The 16,517-nt window shown below is 67.8% G+C and carries 15 protein-coding genes; 6 read left to right on the top strand and 9 right to left on the bottom strand.

Annotated elements, in window-relative coordinates; translation table 11 throughout:
* Both THITH_RS16710 and asnB read left to right on the top strand, forming a co-directional pair.
* Window positions 1-1,077: an aspartate/ornithine carbamoyltransferase family protein gene (locus THITH_RS16710; protein WP_006746647.1), complete on the top strand. Its 1,077-nt coding sequence runs from the start codon at window positions 1-3 to the stop codon at window positions 1,075-1,077.
* A 119-nt stretch (window positions 1,078-1,196) separates the two neighbouring features.
* Window positions 1,197-3,215, top strand: coding sequence for an asparagine synthase (glutamine-hydrolyzing) (asnB, locus tag THITH_RS16705; RefSeq protein WP_006746648.1), 2,019 nt, complete (start codon window positions 1,197-1,199; stop codon window positions 3,213-3,215).
* 119 nt (window positions 3,216-3,334) lie between these two features.
* Here the strand turns inward: asnB and THITH_RS16700 are convergent, their stop codons facing one another.
* Window positions 3,335-4,231, bottom strand: a complete 897-nt coding sequence (locus THITH_RS16700; RefSeq protein ID WP_006746649.1) for a PfkB family carbohydrate kinase — start codon at window positions 4,229-4,231, stop codon at window positions 3,335-3,337.
* A 155-nt stretch (window positions 4,232-4,386) separates the two neighbouring features.
* Here THITH_RS16700 and THITH_RS18615 point away from each other — a divergent pair, with 155 nt between their 5' ends.
* The 3 genes from THITH_RS18615 to THITH_RS16690 all read left to right on the top strand — a co-directional run bounded on the left by THITH_RS18615 (window position 4,387) and on the right by THITH_RS16690 (window position 8,087).
* Window positions 4,387-4,581: a hypothetical protein gene (locus THITH_RS18615; protein ID WP_006746650.1), complete on the top strand. Its 195-nt coding sequence runs from the start codon at window positions 4,387-4,389 to the stop codon at window positions 4,579-4,581.
* A gap of 460 nt (window positions 4,582-5,041) precedes the next feature.
* On the top strand, window positions 5,042-7,327 hold the full coding sequence (locus tag THITH_RS17205; RefSeq protein WP_006746653.1) for an ATP-binding protein: 2,286 nt from the start codon (window positions 5,042-5,044) through the stop codon (window positions 7,325-7,327).
* Window positions 7,328-7,439: 112 nt separating this feature from the next.
* Window positions 7,440-8,087 carry a response regulator gene (locus THITH_RS16690; RefSeq protein ID WP_006746654.1) on the top strand — a complete coding sequence of 216 codons (648 nt, stop codon included), beginning with the start codon at window positions 7,440-7,442 and terminating at the stop codon, window positions 8,085-8,087.
* A 49-nt stretch (window positions 8,088-8,136) separates the two neighbouring features.
* On the opposite strand, the gene THITH_RS16685 is transcribed toward THITH_RS16690, so the two are convergent.
* The 8 genes from THITH_RS16685 to THITH_RS16650 form a co-directional block, all read right to left on the bottom strand.
* On the bottom strand, window positions 8,137-8,802 hold the full coding sequence (locus tag THITH_RS16685; protein ID WP_006746655.1) for a response regulator: 666 nt from the start codon (window positions 8,800-8,802) through the stop codon (window positions 8,137-8,139).
* A complete protein-coding gene (locus tag THITH_RS17200; RefSeq protein ID WP_006746656.1) occupies window positions 8,799-10,703 on the bottom strand; it encodes a CHASE domain-containing protein in 1,905 nt (634 codons plus the stop codon). Before THITH_RS17200 ends, THITH_RS16685 begins: the two co-directional genes overlap by 4 nt.
* 153 nt (window positions 10,704-10,856) lie before the next feature.
* On the bottom strand, window positions 10,857-11,657 hold the full coding sequence (locus tag THITH_RS16675; protein WP_006746657.1) for a DsbA family protein: 801 nt from the start codon (window positions 11,655-11,657) through the stop codon (window positions 10,857-10,859).
* 93 nt (window positions 11,658-11,750) lie between these two features.
* Entirely contained in the window at window positions 11,751-12,380 is a 630-nt protein-coding gene (locus THITH_RS16670) for a c-type cytochrome (protein ID WP_025367673.1), read from the bottom strand.
* On the bottom strand, window positions 12,362-12,715 hold the full coding sequence (locus THITH_RS16665; protein WP_006746660.1) for a c-type cytochrome: 354 nt from the start codon (window positions 12,713-12,715) through the stop codon (window positions 12,362-12,364). The genes THITH_RS16670 and THITH_RS16665 overlap by 19 nt, the downstream gene beginning before the upstream one ends.
* A gap of 188 nt (window positions 12,716-12,903) precedes the next feature.
* Window positions 12,904-13,737 carry an endonuclease/exonuclease/phosphatase family protein gene (locus THITH_RS16660; RefSeq protein WP_041483462.1) on the bottom strand — a complete coding sequence of 278 codons (834 nt, stop codon included), beginning with the start codon at window positions 13,735-13,737 and terminating at the stop codon, window positions 12,904-12,906.
* 237 nt (window positions 13,738-13,974) lie between these two features.
* The gene (locus THITH_RS16655) at window positions 13,975-14,607 is read right to left on the bottom strand and encodes a thiol:disulfide interchange protein DsbA/DsbL (RefSeq protein ID WP_006746662.1); all 633 of its coding nucleotides are present in this window, start codon (window positions 14,605-14,607) and stop codon (window positions 13,975-13,977) included.
* A gap of 177 nt (window positions 14,608-14,784) precedes the next feature.
* On the bottom strand, window positions 14,785-15,402 hold the full coding sequence (locus THITH_RS16650; protein WP_006746663.1) for a c-type cytochrome: 618 nt from the start codon (window positions 15,400-15,402) through the stop codon (window positions 14,785-14,787).
* A gap of 154 nt (window positions 15,403-15,556) precedes the next feature.
* Here THITH_RS16650 and yihA point away from each other — a divergent pair, with 154 nt between their 5' ends.
* Window positions 15,557-16,207: a ribosome biogenesis GTP-binding protein YihA/YsxC gene (gene yihA / locus THITH_RS16645; protein ID WP_006746664.1), complete on the top strand. Its 651-nt coding sequence runs from the start codon at window positions 15,557-15,559 to the stop codon at window positions 16,205-16,207.
* Window positions 16,208-16,517: the final 310 nt, after the last annotated feature.

Below are 16,517 nucleotides of genomic sequence, written 5' to 3'. Positions count from 1 at the left end.
GTGACCCACCTGGACGAACAGCTGCAGCGACCGCTGCAACCGAAGGACGGCACAGCCGGCATCGAGCGGCCGAGGGCTCTGGTCGATGCGCTGCCGGAAGACCCCGAACCCCTGCTCGAACTCGCGGCCCGGCATGTGGTGTCCAGCCGGCAGTTCGACCGTGCGACGCTGATCCAGCTGTTTCGGCTGGCCGCGCAGTACGAAGCCACACCGGCGCTGATGCACCTGCCGCTGACGGGCAAGATCCTGATCAGCGCCTTCTACGAGCCATCCACGCGCACGCGGCTGTCGTTCGAGAGCGCCTGGCACCGGCTCGGTGGCGCGATCATGTCGATCACCGATCCGAAGAGCACCGGTATGGCCAAGGGCGAGTCGCTGGTCGACATCGCCGAGATGTTCAACAACTACGGCGACGTGATCGTGCTGCGCAGCAGCGAGGATCAGGCGGTCTACCAGATGCTGGAGGGGCTCCGCATCCCGATCGTGAACGCCGGCAACGGCATCGACGAGCACCCCACCCAGGCGCTGGCCGACGTGTACACGCTGGCCAAGTGGCGCCCGGACCTGTTCCGCGGGGAGGTCGACCTGCAGGCGCGCATCCGGGTCGGAATCATCGGCGTGCCCTCGCGCATGCGCACGGTGCGCAGCCTGCTGCTGATGCTCGGCCGCTTCCCGGAGGCGATCCGCGAAGTCGTGATCATCTCCCGAGAGGACGAGAATTTCGACGCCGGACAGCGCGAGGAACTCGAGGCCGCGGGGCTGGTGCTGCGCGTGGTCGACCAGCTCGACCCGGTGTTGCCGGAACTCGACGTGGTGTACATCAACGCGATCGCCTGGGTCGGCGACACTTTCGAGTCGTTGGGCACCGGCCTGCACCTGACCCGGAACTCGCCGCTGAAACCGGGTGCGATCATTCTGCACCCGCTGGCGCGGGGGGACGAGCTCGCCACCGATCTCGATGACACCCCTCACAACTGGTACTTCGCCCAGGCCCGCGGTGCGGTGTTCGTGCGCATGGCGCTGTTGACTTCGGTGGTGCGCCGGATCAGCGCCGTGATGGACACCCCGGAACAGTGACCGCGGCCATGCGAGGGTCGGCGGGCGCCGGCGACAGGAACCCGGTCGGGGCAGCCGCGCGCGGTTGACGAGACGCAGACGCGCTGCGGCCGCCCCCCAAAAACTTCAGGAGACAGTCTATGTGTGGCATCGCAGGAATCTTTCACGCCGACCCGGAGCGCCGGGTCGATCCCGAAACGCTGGTCGCGATGGCCGCGATCCAGTACCACCGCGGACCGGACGGCTTCGGCTACCGGGTGCAGCAGGACCGCGGCGTCGGTTTTTCCCATGCCCGGCTGTCGATCATCGACCTCGACGAGGACCGGGGCCGGCAGCCGTTCGTGATGCCCGACAACAGCATCATGACCGCGGTCAACGGCGAGCTGTACGACTACAAGCGCATCCGCGCCGACCTGACGCTGCGCGGCGTCAAGTTCCGCACCAAGAGCGACTCGGAAATGGTGATGCACCTCTACCGGCGCGTGGGGCTGGAGGATGCGATCCCGCACTTCCGCGGCGAGTTCGCGATCTCGCTGTACGACCGCGAGCACGACCGGCTGGTGCTGATCCGCGACCGCTTCGGCGTCAAGCCGCTGTATTTCACCGAGGCGAACGGCGCATTCGTGTTCGGCTCCGAGCTGAAGGTGCTGTTCGCGCACCCGGATGTGCCGCGCCGATTCTCGGACACCGGGCTGTTCCACCAGTTGATGCAGACCATCGTGCCTGGGACTACCGCGTTCGAGGGCGTACACCAGGTGAAGCCCGGCCACATGGTGATCGTCGAACGCGCCCACGGAAAGCTGAAAGTGCGTCAGGAGAAGTACTGGGATATGGACTTCCCGCTGGCGGCCGAGCGCCCCGAGCACGACGACACCGACGAGGAATACTGGATCGAGGGCGTACGCGAGCACTTGATGGAGGCGGTGCAGCTGCGGCTCGAGGCCGATGTCCCGGTCGCCTGCTATCTGTCCGGTGGGATCGACTCCTGCATCACGCTCGGGCTGGCGGCGGCCAGCCAGCAGAGCCCGGTCAAGGCGTTCACCATCGGCTTCGACGACGCCGCCTACGACGAGACCGCGATCGCCCGCGAGATGGCCGAGAGCGTCGGAGCGGACCAGGACATCATGACCCTGCAGGCCGACCACCTGTACGACAACCTGGTCGAGACGCTGTGGCACACGGAGCGATCCATCTACAACACGCTGGGTGTCGCGAAGCTGCTGATGAGCCGGCACGTGAACGAGGCGGGTTACAAGGTCGTGGTCACCGGCGAGGGCTCGGACGAGCTGTTCGCCGGCTATCCGGCGTTCCGGCGCGACATGTTCCTGCACGGGCTCGACACCCTGCCGCCGGCGGAACGCGCGTCCTGGGAACAGCTCCTGGCCGAGAGCAACAAACTGTTCAGCGGCGCGATGCTGGCCGAGAACGAACTAGACGACCCGGCGCTGACCCGGCTGGTCGGGTTCACCCCGTCCTGCCTGCAGCCCTGGCTGGCCGCCGCCGATCACGTTCCGGGCCTGCTGGCTCCGGGGCGGCGCGCAGCGCTCGCCGGCTACGCGCCCGGCGCCGCGATCGCCAGCGCGCTCGATGCGGATATGCTCGAAGGCCGGCATCCGCTCGACAAGGCCCAGTACGTCTGGATCAAGACCATGCTCGAGGGGCAGATCCTGACCTGGGGCGGCGACCGGGTCGACATGGCCAACTCGATGGAGGCCCGCCCGCCGTTTCTCGACCATCACCTGGCCGAATTCGCGGCGCAGCTGCCGCCGTCGATGCGCATCAAGGGCCGTACCGAGAAATACGTGCTGCGCGAGGCGATGAAGGGTCTGCTGCCGCGGGTGCTCTACGAGCGCGAGAAGTTCGCGTTCATGGCCCCGCCGGCGCATACCGACCCGAAGAAATGGGCGGCGATGAAGGCGCTGGCGGATCAGTACCTGTCGACGGAAGCAATCGAGGCAGCCGGGCTGCTGGATCCGGAAGGCGTTGCCCGCCTGTTCGCGCTACACGAGGCCGAGGACACCCCGGTCGCGACCCAGGTTCAGCTCGACGCGGTGATCAACCACATGATCAGCGTCCAGGTGCTGCACGAGCACTTCGTCGCCGCCGACATCCCGCGCGTCGCCCGCCGCAAGGCCGAAGCCCTCGGCTGGCGTGCCTAGCAGCCCAGGTCCGACAGGCTGCCTAGGGACGGGTCGGCCGACCCGTCATCGCGAGGCGCGAACGCGATCGGGGGAAGCCCCTCCCCCGATCAGGGGGGCGGGGAGCGGCGGTACCGCGTCTAGTCGCGCCAGGCCTCGCGCGCGGCGGCATAGAACGACGGATCGGTCGTGGTCGCACCCTGCAGCGTGCACACGCGCGCGGCGAAGTCGAGCGCGCGCTCCAGCGTGGCCGGCCAGGACCACCCCCGCAGGATGCCCAGCATGACCACGCTCGCGAAGGCGTCGCCCGCGCCGACCGGATCGCGCAGGTCGTCGACCACCGCCGCCGCCGCTTCGAACCGCTTCCCCGCCGGCGTAACGATCGCGGCGCCTTCTTCCCCGGCGGTCAGGATGACCGCGCCGCCAATCGCGGCCTGCTCGATCAGTGTCGCCACCCGCGCGGCATCGTCCGTGCCCGCCACCAGTTCGCGCAGCTCGTCCCGGTTCAGCTTCACGTAGTCCGCGTGCTGCAACCACTCCAGAACCGAGTCGGGGCGGTACCAGGGGCGTCGCAGATTCACGTCGACGAAACGCAGTCGGGCGCGCTCGGCGAGCCAGGCGCAGGCGGAACGGCTGGGCTCGGCACGCAACGCGAGGCTCCCGTGGTAGAGCAGCGCGGGGGCGTCCGGCACCGCCTGCTGGAGCCCCGCCGGGTCGACGCGATCATAGGCCTGGTCAGGCAGGATTTCGTAGCTTGGCTCGCCCGCATGCAGGGTCACCTGAACGCGTCCGGTCGGGGCATCCGGGACGACCTGAAGGGCGGCAGCGTCGAGCTCCGCTGCTGCCATCGCCGCGCGCACCCGGTCACCCAGCGCATCGGCGCCCACGGCCCCGACGAACAGCGGTTCGGCCCCCAGGCGGCGCAGGTTCCAGGCCACGTTGAAGGGTGCGCCGCCGAGGATGTCTGCGCCCTCGGGAAAACTGTCGAACAGCACCTCTCCGAAAATCACGGGACGCCCGCCGGCGTTTCGAGTCATTGCACAACTCCTTGGGGAGGGGATTCGGGCCCCATGGTAACGCGCGACTGCAAGGAATCCTCAGGGTGCGGGGCCGGCCGGAAGAATCCCTCGGATCCGCTCGCTCGGAGGTCCCGGCGCGAATCCCGATTGCCCCGCCGGGCAGCAGGCCGCCCGTGGCGCTGTTCGACCGCGACGCGGTCGCGTGGCGGATCCAGGCACTGAACACGGCCGGCACTTTGCGCGAGGGAGCGCCGGTCGTGAGGGTGGCCATGGAAGATCCGTCGCGCCAAAAGCGGGCCCATTGCCCAGCGCATCGCCCTGCGGTCGCGGCGGTAGCGGTGCAGAAATGGGAGGACGCACTATGCTGATGATGTGGTCGACACGAATCGTCAGTCTGTGCAGAGTCCAGGCAACGCATGCCTTGGTGCGCCATCCGGCGTATCCGTTCAGTCCCCTCTCCCAAATCCGAGTGCGAGGGTTAGGAAAGCGCCTGTTATTGTCATTGCGAGCGAAGCGCGGCAATCCAAACGACGCAAATTGAATCACCGCCTTATGGATCGCCACGTCGCTTCGCTCCTCGCGATGACGCATTTTCCTAGGCAGGGGGGGGGCGACGAGGATGCGGACGGGGGCTGAACGCATTCCATCCGGCACGCGCGTGTGCCATGCGCGGTCGACGCGTCCCGCAACCGCGCGGCTCGGGAATGCGACGTTGCCCGGGGTCCCGCCGGGTTATCCGTTGCGCGTGAACCGCGACGTGCTGCGTTGGCTGCGGCTCCGGTCCGGGCCCGAGAAGGCGCTGCGCCAAGGCCTGATCGACACGGACCCATGAGACACGAAGGCCCCTCAACCCGCAGCCGCATCCTGCTGTCGGGGCTGCTGCCGCTGCTGCTGGTCGCCGCACTGCTGACGGCCTACCTGGTCGCGACGCGCCTGAACGAACAGTGGGCGGAGTTCCAGCGCCTGGGCGAATCCTACGCGCGCGAGTTGGCCGCCGCGTCGCGGTTCGGGCTGTTCGTCGCCGACAACGACGAGTTGCAGCGCCTGGCCATCGAGTTCGTCGAGCGTGAATGGGTCCACAGCGTCTGGATCGCCGGGCAGGGCCAGAGCCTTGGGATTACCGCGGTGGCCGACCCGGACGGCCGGTCCAACGCCCGGCACCTGAAATCGTTCAGGAAGATCGTATTCCCCGATGTCATGGCGCTGCTGGACGAGGATCGCGCCTTCGATCCGCATGCGCGGGCTGGCCACAGCCTGCCGCTCGGCACCGTGACGGTGGTGCTGACTTCTCGGGAAGCGAGCAGGCAGACTCGCACCCTGGTCGTGCACAGCATTGCCCTGCTGCTCGCCGGAATGTTGGCGGGCTTCGCTCTGCTCTGGCGCACCAGCCGGAAGATCGCGTCGCCGATCACCGAGATCACCGACCTGGTCCGCCAGGCGACTGATGGGAGCTACGGACAGCGCACACATACCGGGGCGACTGGCGAACTCGCCCAGCTCGAGGCCGGCATCAACGGCATGATGGATTCCCTCCAGCGGCACAGGGGGGAACTCGAGCGGCGCGTCGAGGTGGCCACCGCGAAACTGCGCCTGCGCAACGCGCAACTGCAGCGGGCGGAGGCCGAAGCCTTGCGCGCCAGCGAGTCGAAGTCCGAGTTCCTGGCACAGATGAGCCACGAGATCCGGACCCCGATGAACGGCATCCTGGGCTTCGCGGAGCTGTTGGCCCGGTCGCTGCCCCAGGGCCGGCAACGCGACCACGCCGGGTTCGTCCGCCAGTCGGCGGAGGAACTGCTTGCCGTGATCGACCAGATGCTCGACTTTTCTCGAATCGAGTCGGGCCGGATAGACCTGACCGAGGAACGCCTGGACATACGCCAGCTGGCGCGCTCGGTCTGCGACCTGCTTGGACTCGAGGCAGCCGCGAAGGGGATCGATTGCAGGCTCCACGTCGACTCCGGGGTTCCGAGGACCCTGCTGGGCGACCCGCTGCGGATCCGCCAGATCCTGTCCAACCTGGTGGCCAACGCGATCAAGTACACCCCGTCTGGCTGGGTTCGGATCGAGATCGGTGCCGAGGAGCGTCCCGGGGAGCAGTGCGCGTTGTCCTTGGCGGTTCGGGACACCGGGATCGGGATCGCGGAAGAGGATATGCAGCGTATCTTCGAGCCCTTCACCCAGGTAGACTTCGGCAACCGCAGGCACTATCGAGGGACCGGGCTGGGACTCGCGATCGTCAGGCGCCTCGCGGACGCGCTCGATGCGGATCTCGAGGTCTCGAGCACGCCCGGCGGAGGATCCGTATTCCAGGTGCGGCTGCATCTTCCGGTCGCGGTCCCGACATCTGTGCTGCCGGGGGATCCGGTCCGGTCCGTTGCGTGCGGCGATCACCGCCTCGACGGGCTGCGCATCCTCACGGTCGACGATCACCCGGTCAACCGGCACCTGATGCAGGTGACGCTCGAGGGGCTCGGAGCCGAGGTGGTGCTTGCCGCCAGCGGGAGCGAGGCCGTCGCAATTGCCGGGGAACGGGCTTTCGACGTGGTGCTGATGGACCTCCACATGCCCGGTATGGGCGGGATCGAGGCCAGCCGCCGGATTCGGGAGCTGCCGGGGTACCACGACGTACCGATTCATGCGCTGACCGCGGACGCGGTGTCGCAAGACCGGGTCCAACGCGAGTGTCCCGAGGTCGCGAGCTATCTGGTCAAGCCGGTGGACGAGCGACTGCTGGTGCGCACGATCGAGATCAGCGTAAGAGGCTCGCGCAGGAAGGTCGCCCGTTCCGCGGTGCCGGTGAGGGCGCCGGCCAGACCACCCGAGGCCGGCGGTCACGGCAGCGTTCCCGAGGCGGTGGCGGGTATTCTTGCCCAGGAGCTTGGGGCGGACCTGGACGCCATCGATCGGGCGTTCGAGGATCGGGACTGGGGGCGCGCTCGGGAGCGACTGCATGCGCTGAAGGGAGCCGCTGCCGTGTGTGCGCTCGAAGGCGTCTACCACTGCGTCTCCGACCTGCAGCAGGCGATCGGAGACGGCGACGCGGCTCGTATGGAACAGTGCCTCGCGGGGTTGCATCGCGCGGTGGCGGATGTCGTGAGCGAGGAGGAACGATGAAGGCACGCGCTGCCGGACAGAGGGGCGACCGCCGGTGCCAGGCCGGCGGCCAGGCAGCACCCGGATCGCCACCGACCCGCCGTGGCCGCGATGGCCCGACGGAGACACCGCAATGACTTCTGTCTGCCCGATCCGCGTGCTTCTGGTCGACGATCACCGGCTGGTGCGCGCCGGCGTGCGCGGACTGCTTCTCGACGCAGGCGATTTTGCGGTGGTTGGCGAGGCCGCTTCCTGTGAGGAAGCCTGCCGTGTCGCGGGGGGGCTCGAGCCCGATGTGATCGTGCTCGACATCTCCCTGCCCGGGGTCTCCGGGATCGAGGGGATCGCGCGCCTGCGAAGGATCGTACCGGGCGCGGCGATCCTGATGCTGAGCATGCACGAGTCCGATCCGCTGCTGAAACTCGCGCTTGGCCAGGGCGCCAGTGGCTACCTGTCCAAGCGCAGCGCGCCGCAGGAACTCGCGACCGCAGTACGCGCGGTCGCTGCCGGCGGGACGTATCTGGAGGGGGCGATGGCCCATGCCATCGCGACACATGCTGAGGACGACACGGCACCGGGAATCGCTTCGCTCGGGCCGCGGGAGTTCGAAGTGTTCGTGATGCTGGCGCGTGGCCACTCGGTCAAGGAGATCGGCCTGGCGCTGCATCTGAGCCCCAAGACGATCCATACCCACCGGGCCCGGGTTCTGGAAAAGCTGGGGGTCCACTGCGCCGCCGAGCTGGTGCAGCTGGCAGTCGAGGCCGGGGTCGTCGAGCCCTGACGAACGCCGGAGGTTCCGGCCGTTGCCCGAGCCGGGGCGCGAACGTACGTCAGCTGTCCGTCGGCCGATCCATGGGCACCAGGCCGTTGCGCAGCGCGATCTGGGCCAGATCGGCGTTGGTGCGCACATCGAGCTTGCGCAACAGGTTGGCGCGGTGGACATGCACGGTCTTCGGGCTCAGCTGCAGCGCCAGGGCGATCTCCTTGACCGAGTGGCCGCGTCCCAGCAGCGTGAAAATCTCGAGCTCCCTGGGACTCAGCGCGTTCAGCCCCGAACGTCCGGATTTCATGCGCTCGAGCGCGACGCGCTGGGCAATGCTGCCGGACAGGTACTGCCGGCCCGCGGCAATCTGGCGTACCGCGGTCACCAGTTCTTCCGGCGCGCAGCGCTTGGACAGGTAGCCGCTGGCACCACTGCGCAGCGCGACTTCCGGCAGCGGATCGGACTCGTGCATGCTCAGCATCAGGATCCGCAAGTCGGGCCGCATCCGGCGCAGACGCCCAAGCGCCTCGACGCCGCTGATACCGGGTAACGATACGTCCAGGATCAGCACGGCCGGGTAGATTTCCTGGAGCAGCAACAGCGCTTCTTCCGCCGATGTGGCCTCGCCAACGACCTGGATCTCCCCGCCGCTCTCCAGCAACTGGCGAAAGCCCGCGCGGACCAGGCATTGGTCCTCGACCAGCACGACTCGAATCGGATACAGCGGGATCACCGGCTCAACCTTCGGTTCAGCGGGATTTCTGCCCGGAGCAACACGCCCCCGGCGGCGGAGCGCTCGACGAGGAAACGCCCGCCCAGTGCCTCGACCCGCTCCTGTGCTCCGAGCAGGCCGAGCCGGTCCTTGTCCAGGGCCTGCTCGGGCATCCCCTGGCCATCGTCCTCCACTCGAAGGCGCAGGCTGTCGCCCTCGGGGTATCCCAGGGAAGGAATACCGGCTGCGTCCCGTGCCACTTCCACCCGGACGCTCCGCGCATCCGCATGCCGCACCACATTGGTCAGTGCCTCCTGCAGCAAGCGGTAGACGGCAACGGTGACCGCATCGTCGAGGTCTTCGAGCTGGCCGCGCAGCTCGGTGTGCACCTCGATCCCCATCGCTTCAAGGCCGGCCGCGTCGATGCAGGCCTGCAGTGCCTCGACCGGCCCCAGTTCGTCGAGCGCCCGGGGGCGGAGGCGGCGCATGATCCGGTGCGCGGAGTCGTAGAGAGCGCCCGCGAGATCGAAGATGGTGCTGGCGCTGCGCGCGCAGGGGTGGTCGGGCGAGCGGTGCTGTTGCCGTATCAACTGCGCGTGGGTCCGCAGTGCGGTCAGCGTCTGGCCGATATCGTCGTGCAACTCCCGTGCGAGGGTGCGGCGCTCCTGCTCCTGCGCGTCCATCAGCCGCCGCGCGAGCAGGCGCAGCTGCATCCCCTTCCGGCGCAATGCATCTTCTGCGCCCTGGCGCGCCCGATTCTCCCGCTCCAGGGCGGTATTGATCTCGGAGAGCTCTGCCGTTCGCTCCTGGACCCTGTGCTCCAGGCTGGCCCTTTCCTCGCGCAGCGCCCGGTAGGTGTCCGCCCGCGCCTGTTCGCTACGCTCGTGCCGTGCCTGCAGGCGCAGCGCAATCGCAAGACCGGCGCCGGAAAGCAACAGCAGCGCGAGTATCCCCTGGAAGTTGATCGCGTCCCGGGTCAGCTGGCGGGATACCTCCAGATTCAAAGGCTGCGAGGTGCCGGAGATCGCGAGACGGTGTTCGGTCCTCGGCAAGAGCCAGCGCTCGACACGCGATCCGTCGTAGGCAGCCGGCTGCTCCGCCAGCAGGGTTTCCGGGTTCCGGGGTACCGTGCCGTCATCGACCCAAACGGCGCAGGAGTAGCCGTTCGCGGCAAGCCCCCCGCAATCGATGATCGCCTCGGCGAGTACCGCGAGCACTGCAACGTGGGACGCCATGCCCAAACCATCGCCATTCTCGCAACGATCCGAGCCCTTTGCGCAGACGGTTCGCACCAGCGCAATCGCGCGCTGGCCAGTCGTCATTTCGAAGGGTCCGACCATCACCGGCCCATCGCTGGCGTAGGCTTGACGCAGCGCGGGCCGGAACAACGGTACCGCGTCCAGGTCGAGACCCAGGATCGCCCGCGTCGCGTCCGACTCGGGCTCGACCATCAGCATCGGGTAGTACAGCGCCTTGTCGGGCACTGGGTGCCAACGGCGGTCACCCTGGTAATCGAAGTACCGCAGCCCGGATGGCGCCACTCCTCCCGCATGGATGCCGGATTCGAGGTCGGCGCGCTCGGCGTGCGGGATCACCCGAGCGGCGCCGAGCAGGTAAATGTGCGGGTAGCGGGCCAGAATGGATTCTGCGTAGTCACGGGTGGCCGACGGGTCGGCCCCAGGACCGATGCGCAGCGCTGCGGCCAGACCCTCGATCACCGCATCGCTGAGCATCGCGCGGTCGGCGAGTGTCCCGCGCAGCGCCTCCGCGTGCTTCGATGCCGTTTGGTCGACTGCCTGGAGTGCCGAATGAAACAGCGCCCAGGCGACGGCAAGCGTCACCGCGATCCAGGCACTCGCCAGCATGAGCCTGGCTCGCCCGGTCGAACGCGCGATCGCGGTGGCCCCGGTAGCGCTGGTCATCGGTCGGATCCTCCATCACGGCAGCCGATGGTCCGATTCCCGACGCCCGCTCTGCTACCGGGTTCCAGTGTGCGCGCGTCCGCCCACGGGCGGCAAGGTGAAAAGGGCCCTGAGCCCGCAACATCGTCGCTGGCGCTGGCCGATGGCTTCGCGTCATGGATCTGCGCCTCGATCCCCGGCACAGGCCTGTTCCGGCAGGCACGGCGACCCCTCGGGCCGGGAAGCGGCCAGGCTGTCGATCTCTGTCTGGAGCAGATCGAGTGGCTGGGCACCCACGATTCGGCGCAGGAGCTGCAGTTCCCCGCGGTCGTCCAGGTCCTTGGCGAGGAAAAACGTCGGCGTGCCCCGTACGCCCAACGAATTGCCAAGCGCCATGTGCTGCCGGATCACCACCTCGTGGGCCCCCTCCTCCAGGCAGGCGCTGAAGGCCGCTAGTTCGAGCCCTAGCGACTCGCCGTGACCGAGAAAACCCTCGGTGTCGATGTTCATGGGGTGCGTGTAGATCTTCTCACGCATGTCCCAGTACCGTCCCTGGTCTTCAGCGCAAAGCGCGGCGTTTGCTGCGGCCAGCGACGGCGCGAACGTGCGTTGCGCCGGAAACTCCATGAACACGTAGCGCAGATGCCCCGGCTCGATGTAGTCGCGCAACAGCGCAGGCATCACCGTCAGCAGGTGGCGGCGACAGAAGCCGCACTGGTAATCCGCGAACTCGATCAGCACCAGCGGCGCATCGTCCGGTCCAAGGGTCGCGGCGGTGGGCAGGCGGATGGCATCGCGGGCGTCAGTCGCCGGGGCCTGTGCGTCGGCCATGATCGCGAGCAGCGCGGCGCGCTCGCGCGCCAGCTCCTCTGCCGAGAGTCCCGGCTCCGCGTACACGCAGGCCGCTAGCCAATAGAGCGCCAGCGCCGCGACGGCGGCAACGGAGCGTGCGGATCGACAGCTGAAGGCACTCATGTTCGTTCTCTCTGTGGGGCCCGGCCGGACGTGGAATGCCGCCGGAAACCGGAACCCTTTCCGCGCAACCGCGGCCGCTCTGGTTCCGGCGTGCTATTCCTGACTGGCGAGAAAATGACTCAATGCGATGATGTCCTCGTCGGAGAGCGCCGCGATCGCCTCGCGCATCCTGCGCGGCTGCTGCATCCCCTCGGGATGGTCGCGGCGTGCAAACAGCTGCATACGCAGATACTCGGGCTGCTGGCCGGCCGTGCGCGGCATGTCGCGATCCTGGTAACGCCCGTGCTGCTCGTGGCACTCCTCGCAGCGCGCCTCGTGTATGCGCAGGCCCCGTGCGGCCAGGGCCGGGTCCGCAGTGAAATTCGCGCCTTGCCACGGTTGCTCGGAATAGTACGCGGCCAACTGGGCCATCTCGCCCGGTGTGTATCCCGCCATCAGCCGCCCCATGATCGTCGAAAACCGCACTCCCGAGCGAAACTCGCGCAACACGCGTGCCCCATAGCGCCGGTCGAAACCCGCGATGCTCGGCATCGACGCTGCGGTACTGACCCCGGCATGCCCGTGACAGCCGCCGCAGGCGCCGGCGAGGAGTTCGCCCTGGGTCAAATCGGCAGCGGCTTGCGGCGCTACGACCAGAAGCCCCAGGGCAAGGGCGACGTGGCGGAACCGGTGGGTCAGATGGTTCCGCCACCCGGCTCGGCGGATTACAGGGTCGACAGCCATTCGGCGATCTTCTGAATTTCCGCTGTGGTCGGCGGCGCGTCACAGGCCTGGCTGTACGCGACGGCCGATTTCATCAGCTTGGCCTCCTCGGAATCGGTCTCCCCCCGGAGAATCCTCAGCGCATTTTCCTCGATCTCGGCTGCGTCCATGCCGCCGATGCTTGGCACCAGCCGGCTGACCGGGTTCTTGCCTTCCGCGCCGTGGCAGTTCACGCAGCTGTGGAAGTTGAACAACTCGGCGCCGCCCATGCCGGGGCGGTCCACGGCCGAGGCTGCGAAGCTGGTCGCCAGCAGCACAGCGCCGGCGGTACATGCGAATGCGAAACGTGGTGACATCGGGTAGATCCTCCATGGTTGGCGTTCGGTGGCCGGTGCGCATCGTGCCGGAGCGCGATCGCGCTCACCGGTTGTCACTCCACTGCGTTGGTGAAGTGCACGCCAAGAGCATGGTTGAATCCGGGCTGATGTCCCGTAGGAAGGAGTCGCGCAATACCTAGGACTTTTTCCTATCCGTAGGCTGCGCGTCAGGCGTCGGTCCTGGCCAGCGACGGGGTCTGCCGGCCCGCTTCGATGATGCGTCCGGCCCCCGGCAGCTCGATCTCGATCCCGACCGGCAGGTGGTCCGACAGCTGTACGTCATACACGCGCATGTCGCTGACGCTGAGATCGGGAGTCAACAGGATATGGTCGAATACCCGTTGCGGATCCCAGGACGGATAGGTGGCGGCACAGGGCATCGGGTCGAGCAGGCCGGTGCGGGCCACCAGCTGCTTCAATTCCCGGCTCTCGGGATGGCAGTTGAAGTCGCCCATCACGATCGCGTGGGGCTCGTGGGCGATGCGTTCGGCGATGTAGTCGAGTTGCGAACGCCGGGCGCGCCGCCCCAGCGCCAGGTGGACCAGAACCAGCACCAGCGATTCGCCGTTCTCGAGCCCGAACCGCGCCTCGATCGCGCCGCGCCCCGGGATCGGACCGGGAAGGCGGTGCATTTCCACCCGGTCGGGCTCGGTGCGCGTCAGCAGGCCCATCGCGTGTTTCGCGAAGGTGCCGAGATCCCGGTTCACGCGCGTGTAGGCATGCGGGAAACCGGCGCGTTCGGACAGGTACGCCGTCAGGTCGACGTAGCTGCTACGCAGGCTGCCGGCATCCATCTCCTGGAGTCCAACGACGTCGAACGACGAGATGAAGCGGGCGACGCGGTCGAGGTTGGTCATGCGCCCGTCGAAGGGCAGCAGGTGTTTCCAGCTGTGCGTCAGATAATGGTGCGGTCGCGAGAAATGGATCCCGACCTGCGCGTTGAAGCTGAGCAGCCGCAGCCGTTTGCCGGCTCCCTCGGGGCGTTCCGGGGGGATCGGCAACGGGAGGCCGCCATCGCTGGGTCCCAGTCTGACGAGTGACAAGCAGCGCCTCCGATGGTCGCATTGGTCCCGATACGCGGTTCCGCCTGCGATCGTGAGCAGCTACGATCGCAGGCGGCTCGCGATATTCTAGACCCGCGGCGCAGCGCAGGGTTCCCCTGTGCCCGGCACGGGTATCCAAACGACGGATCGGGCCTGTGCCTGGCTGTGTTGGCGAACGGATCGGGTGCGTCCCGCTCAGGCCGAGAATTCGCCGATCAGATGGTCGACCACGCGCAGCATTTCGCTGTGGCTCCCGCTCATGCCCGAGGACACCATCGCGCGCCCGTCGACGACCATCGACGGCGTTCCCTCGACCTGATAGGCCTGCACCCTCAGGCCCGCATCCTGCAGCGCTGCACCGGTGTCGGGCGAACGCATGGCCTCGCGGAACGCGTCGGCATCGATGCCGCGCTGATCCACGAAACGCAGGATCGCGCTTTCCGATCGCAGGTTGCGCCCCTGGCCGTGGATCGCTTCGAAAAACGGCTGGTGGATTTCCTCAAGCACGCCCAACGTCTGCGCCGCGAAGAACACCCGGGCGTGCAACGCCCAGAGGTCGTTGAAGGCGGCCGGCAGGTGCTGCAGATCGACGTGTTCGGGGAGGGTGGTCTTCCAGTCTCGCAGCAGCGGCTGCAGCTGATAGCAGTGGGGGCAGCCGTACCAGAACACCTCGACGACCTGGATACGGCCATCGGGAAGCCCGGTGTCCACACGCGGGAACAGTTCGCGGTAGTCGATGCCCGCGGTGTAGTCGCGGGCCAAACCGGCGCCCGATGCCAGCAAGGCGCTGCCTCCGAGCAGGGTGCCGATGAAATGACGTCGATTCATGGTCGATCTCTCCATTGGGTGTTGCGTTCGGCGCTGGTGTTGCCGTCGGCGCTCTAAGGGGCGGCGCCCGTCCGGCTGTTGGACCTACGGCCGCGCGGTTTGTTCGGGTGCGCCAAAGACGACAAAAAAGGTGGCCAGGGCCACCTTTTTCGACTGCCGCTACGATCGGCGCATGGCCTACTGGGCACGCAACCCGGCCATGTATTCCGCCACCGCCCGGATATCCTCGTCGGACATCCGGGCCGCCAGGTTGCGCATCATGCGGCCATTGTCGTTGGCGCGAGCGCCCGACCGGAAAGCATGCACCTGATCGGCGTTGTACTGTGCGTGCTGGCCCGCGACGCGCGGGAACATCGCCGCCGGGTTGCCCTTGCCGCTGGCGCCGTGGCAGGCGCTGCATGCCGCGACTCCGGCAGTGGGAATGCCGCCGCGGTAGATCCGCTCGCCGCGTTCGGCGACGGTCTCGTCGGCGGTTCCGGTCGACATTTCCTGGCGGGCGTAGAAGGCCGCGAGATCGCGCATATCCTGTTCATCGAGATTCGCAACCTGACCGGCCATCAGCGCGTCTTCGCGGCGACCGGACTTGTAGTCCATCAGCTGCTTATGGATGTAGTCGGCATGCTGGCCGGCGATTTTCGGCCATTCCGGGTTCACGCTGTTCCCGTCCGCGCCGTGGCAGGCGGCGCAGGCCTGCGACAGCTCCTGGCCACGCGCCGGATCCCCCGCCTGCGCCGGCAGTGGGAGCAAGAGCGCCAGGGACAGGACCATGGGGAGGCTTGCACGCATGTAATTCATGATCGACGAAACTCCTGCTTGGAAACCACGAGCCGGTCGTGCCGGACCTTGTGCCCCCGGGCCGAGGGACATCAAAATAAGGGGCGCAGTATATAGCATAAGCGCCGAACCCCGGCAAAGACCCACGCCCCTGCGGGCCCGGTCCAGGACGATCATGCATAACCCATTCCGTGAAGCCGAGTTCGTGCTGGGCGCAGGTCGGCTGGACCAGTTGCCCGACGATGCAGGTGCGGAGATCGCGTTCGCCGGCCGCTCCAACGCCGGCAAGTCCAGCGCGCTCAATACCCTATGCGAACGGCGCGCGTTGGCCCGGGTGGGCCGTACGCCGGGGCGTACTCAGGAGATCAACGTGTTCCGGCTGCCGCCGTTGGGTCGGTGGCGGCTGGTGGATCTGCCTGGATACGGCTACGCCAAGGTCTCCGCCAGGCAGCGCGCGCATTGGGACCGGCTGATCGGAGATTACCTTCGTGAGCGTCGCAGCCTGGCAGGGCTGGTGCTGATCATGGACATTCGCCATCCGCTGACGCCGTTGGACGAGGCCATGCTGCACTGGCTGGAAGGGCGCCCACGCCCGTTGCACGTGCTGCTGACCAAGGCCGACAAGGTCTCCCGAAGCGAGGCCGGCCGGCAGCTGCAGGCGACCCGCCGCGGCTTGGAGGCGCGCGGGCTCGACGCCACGCTGCAGACCTTTTCCGCGCTCAAGCGCGAAGGGGTCGAGGACCTGCGCGGGTTGCTCGTCGACTGGCTCGGCGCCGCGGATCCGGAAGGGCAGGCCGGCGGCGCGCAGGGGACCCCAGGCTGCTAGCTGACAGGTTTATCCCCATAGGGGGCGCGCAACAACGGCGGTTCGGATCATCGCATCGTTCCGGTGCAAATCGCCGGCGTCCGCCATCTGCGAGTGAAGGATCAGCTCCATGGGCGCCCGACGGCTGCTTCGCGGTGAGCAAATGCATGGAATGACGGCCATCCGTGCGAACCGTGCGCGCCATGATCGTGAATGGTGACGAAAAAAATGCCCCGGTCACAGGGGGATGACCGGGGCAAGATGGGTTCCGGCAGGGGGGGCCGGAACCATCCCGCTCAGGGAGGGAAGCGGGAGACGCTGGGCTTAGCGT

Origin of the sequence: Thioalkalivibrio paradoxus ARh 1, from assembly GCF_000227685.2 — a bacterium.
In the GTDB taxonomy this organism is placed as follows: Bacteria; Pseudomonadota; Gammaproteobacteria; order Ectothiorhodospirales; family Ectothiorhodospiraceae; genus Thioalkalivibrio; species Thioalkalivibrio paradoxus.
This window is presented reverse-complemented; position numbering and strand designations above follow the sequence as displayed.

Excerpts from the sequence above, each read along its gene's own strand:
- asnB (WP_006746648.1), top strand. The coding sequence starts at position 1,197 with ATGTGTGGCATCGCAGGAATCTTTCACGCCGACCCGGAGCGCCGGGTC.
- THITH_RS16700 (WP_006746649.1), bottom strand. The coding sequence starts at position 4,231 with ATGACTCGAAACGCCGGCGGGCGTCCCGTGATTTTCGGAGAGGTGCTG.
- THITH_RS17205 (WP_006746653.1), top strand. The coding sequence starts at position 5,042 with ATGAGACACGAAGGCCCCTCAACCCGCAGCCGCATCCTGCTGTCGGGG.
- THITH_RS16690 (WP_006746654.1), top strand. The coding sequence starts at position 7,440 with ATGACTTCTGTCTGCCCGATCCGCGTGCTTCTGGTCGACGATCACCGG.
- THITH_RS17200 (WP_006746656.1), bottom strand. The coding sequence starts at position 10,703 with ATGACCAGCGCTACCGGGGCCACCGCGATCGCGCGTTCGACCGGGCGA.
- THITH_RS16675 (WP_006746657.1), bottom strand. The coding sequence starts at position 11,657 with ATGAGTGCCTTCAGCTGTCGATCCGCACGCTCCGTTGCCGCCGTCGCG.
- THITH_RS16670 (WP_025367673.1), bottom strand. The coding sequence starts at position 12,380 with ATGGCTGTCGACCCTGTAATCCGCCGAGCCGGGTGGCGGAACCATCTG.
- THITH_RS16665 (WP_006746660.1), bottom strand. The coding sequence starts at position 12,715 with ATGTCACCACGTTTCGCATTCGCATGTACCGCCGGCGCTGTGCTGCTG.
- THITH_RS16655 (WP_006746662.1), bottom strand. The coding sequence starts at position 14,607 with ATGAATCGACGTCATTTCATCGGCACCCTGCTCGGAGGCAGCGCCTTG.
- THITH_RS16650 (WP_006746663.1), bottom strand. The coding sequence starts at position 15,402 with ATGAATTACATGCGTGCAAGCCTCCCCATGGTCCTGTCCCTGGCGCTC.
- yihA (WP_006746664.1), top strand. The coding sequence starts at position 15,557 with ATGCATAACCCATTCCGTGAAGCCGAGTTCGTGCTGGGCGCAGGTCGG.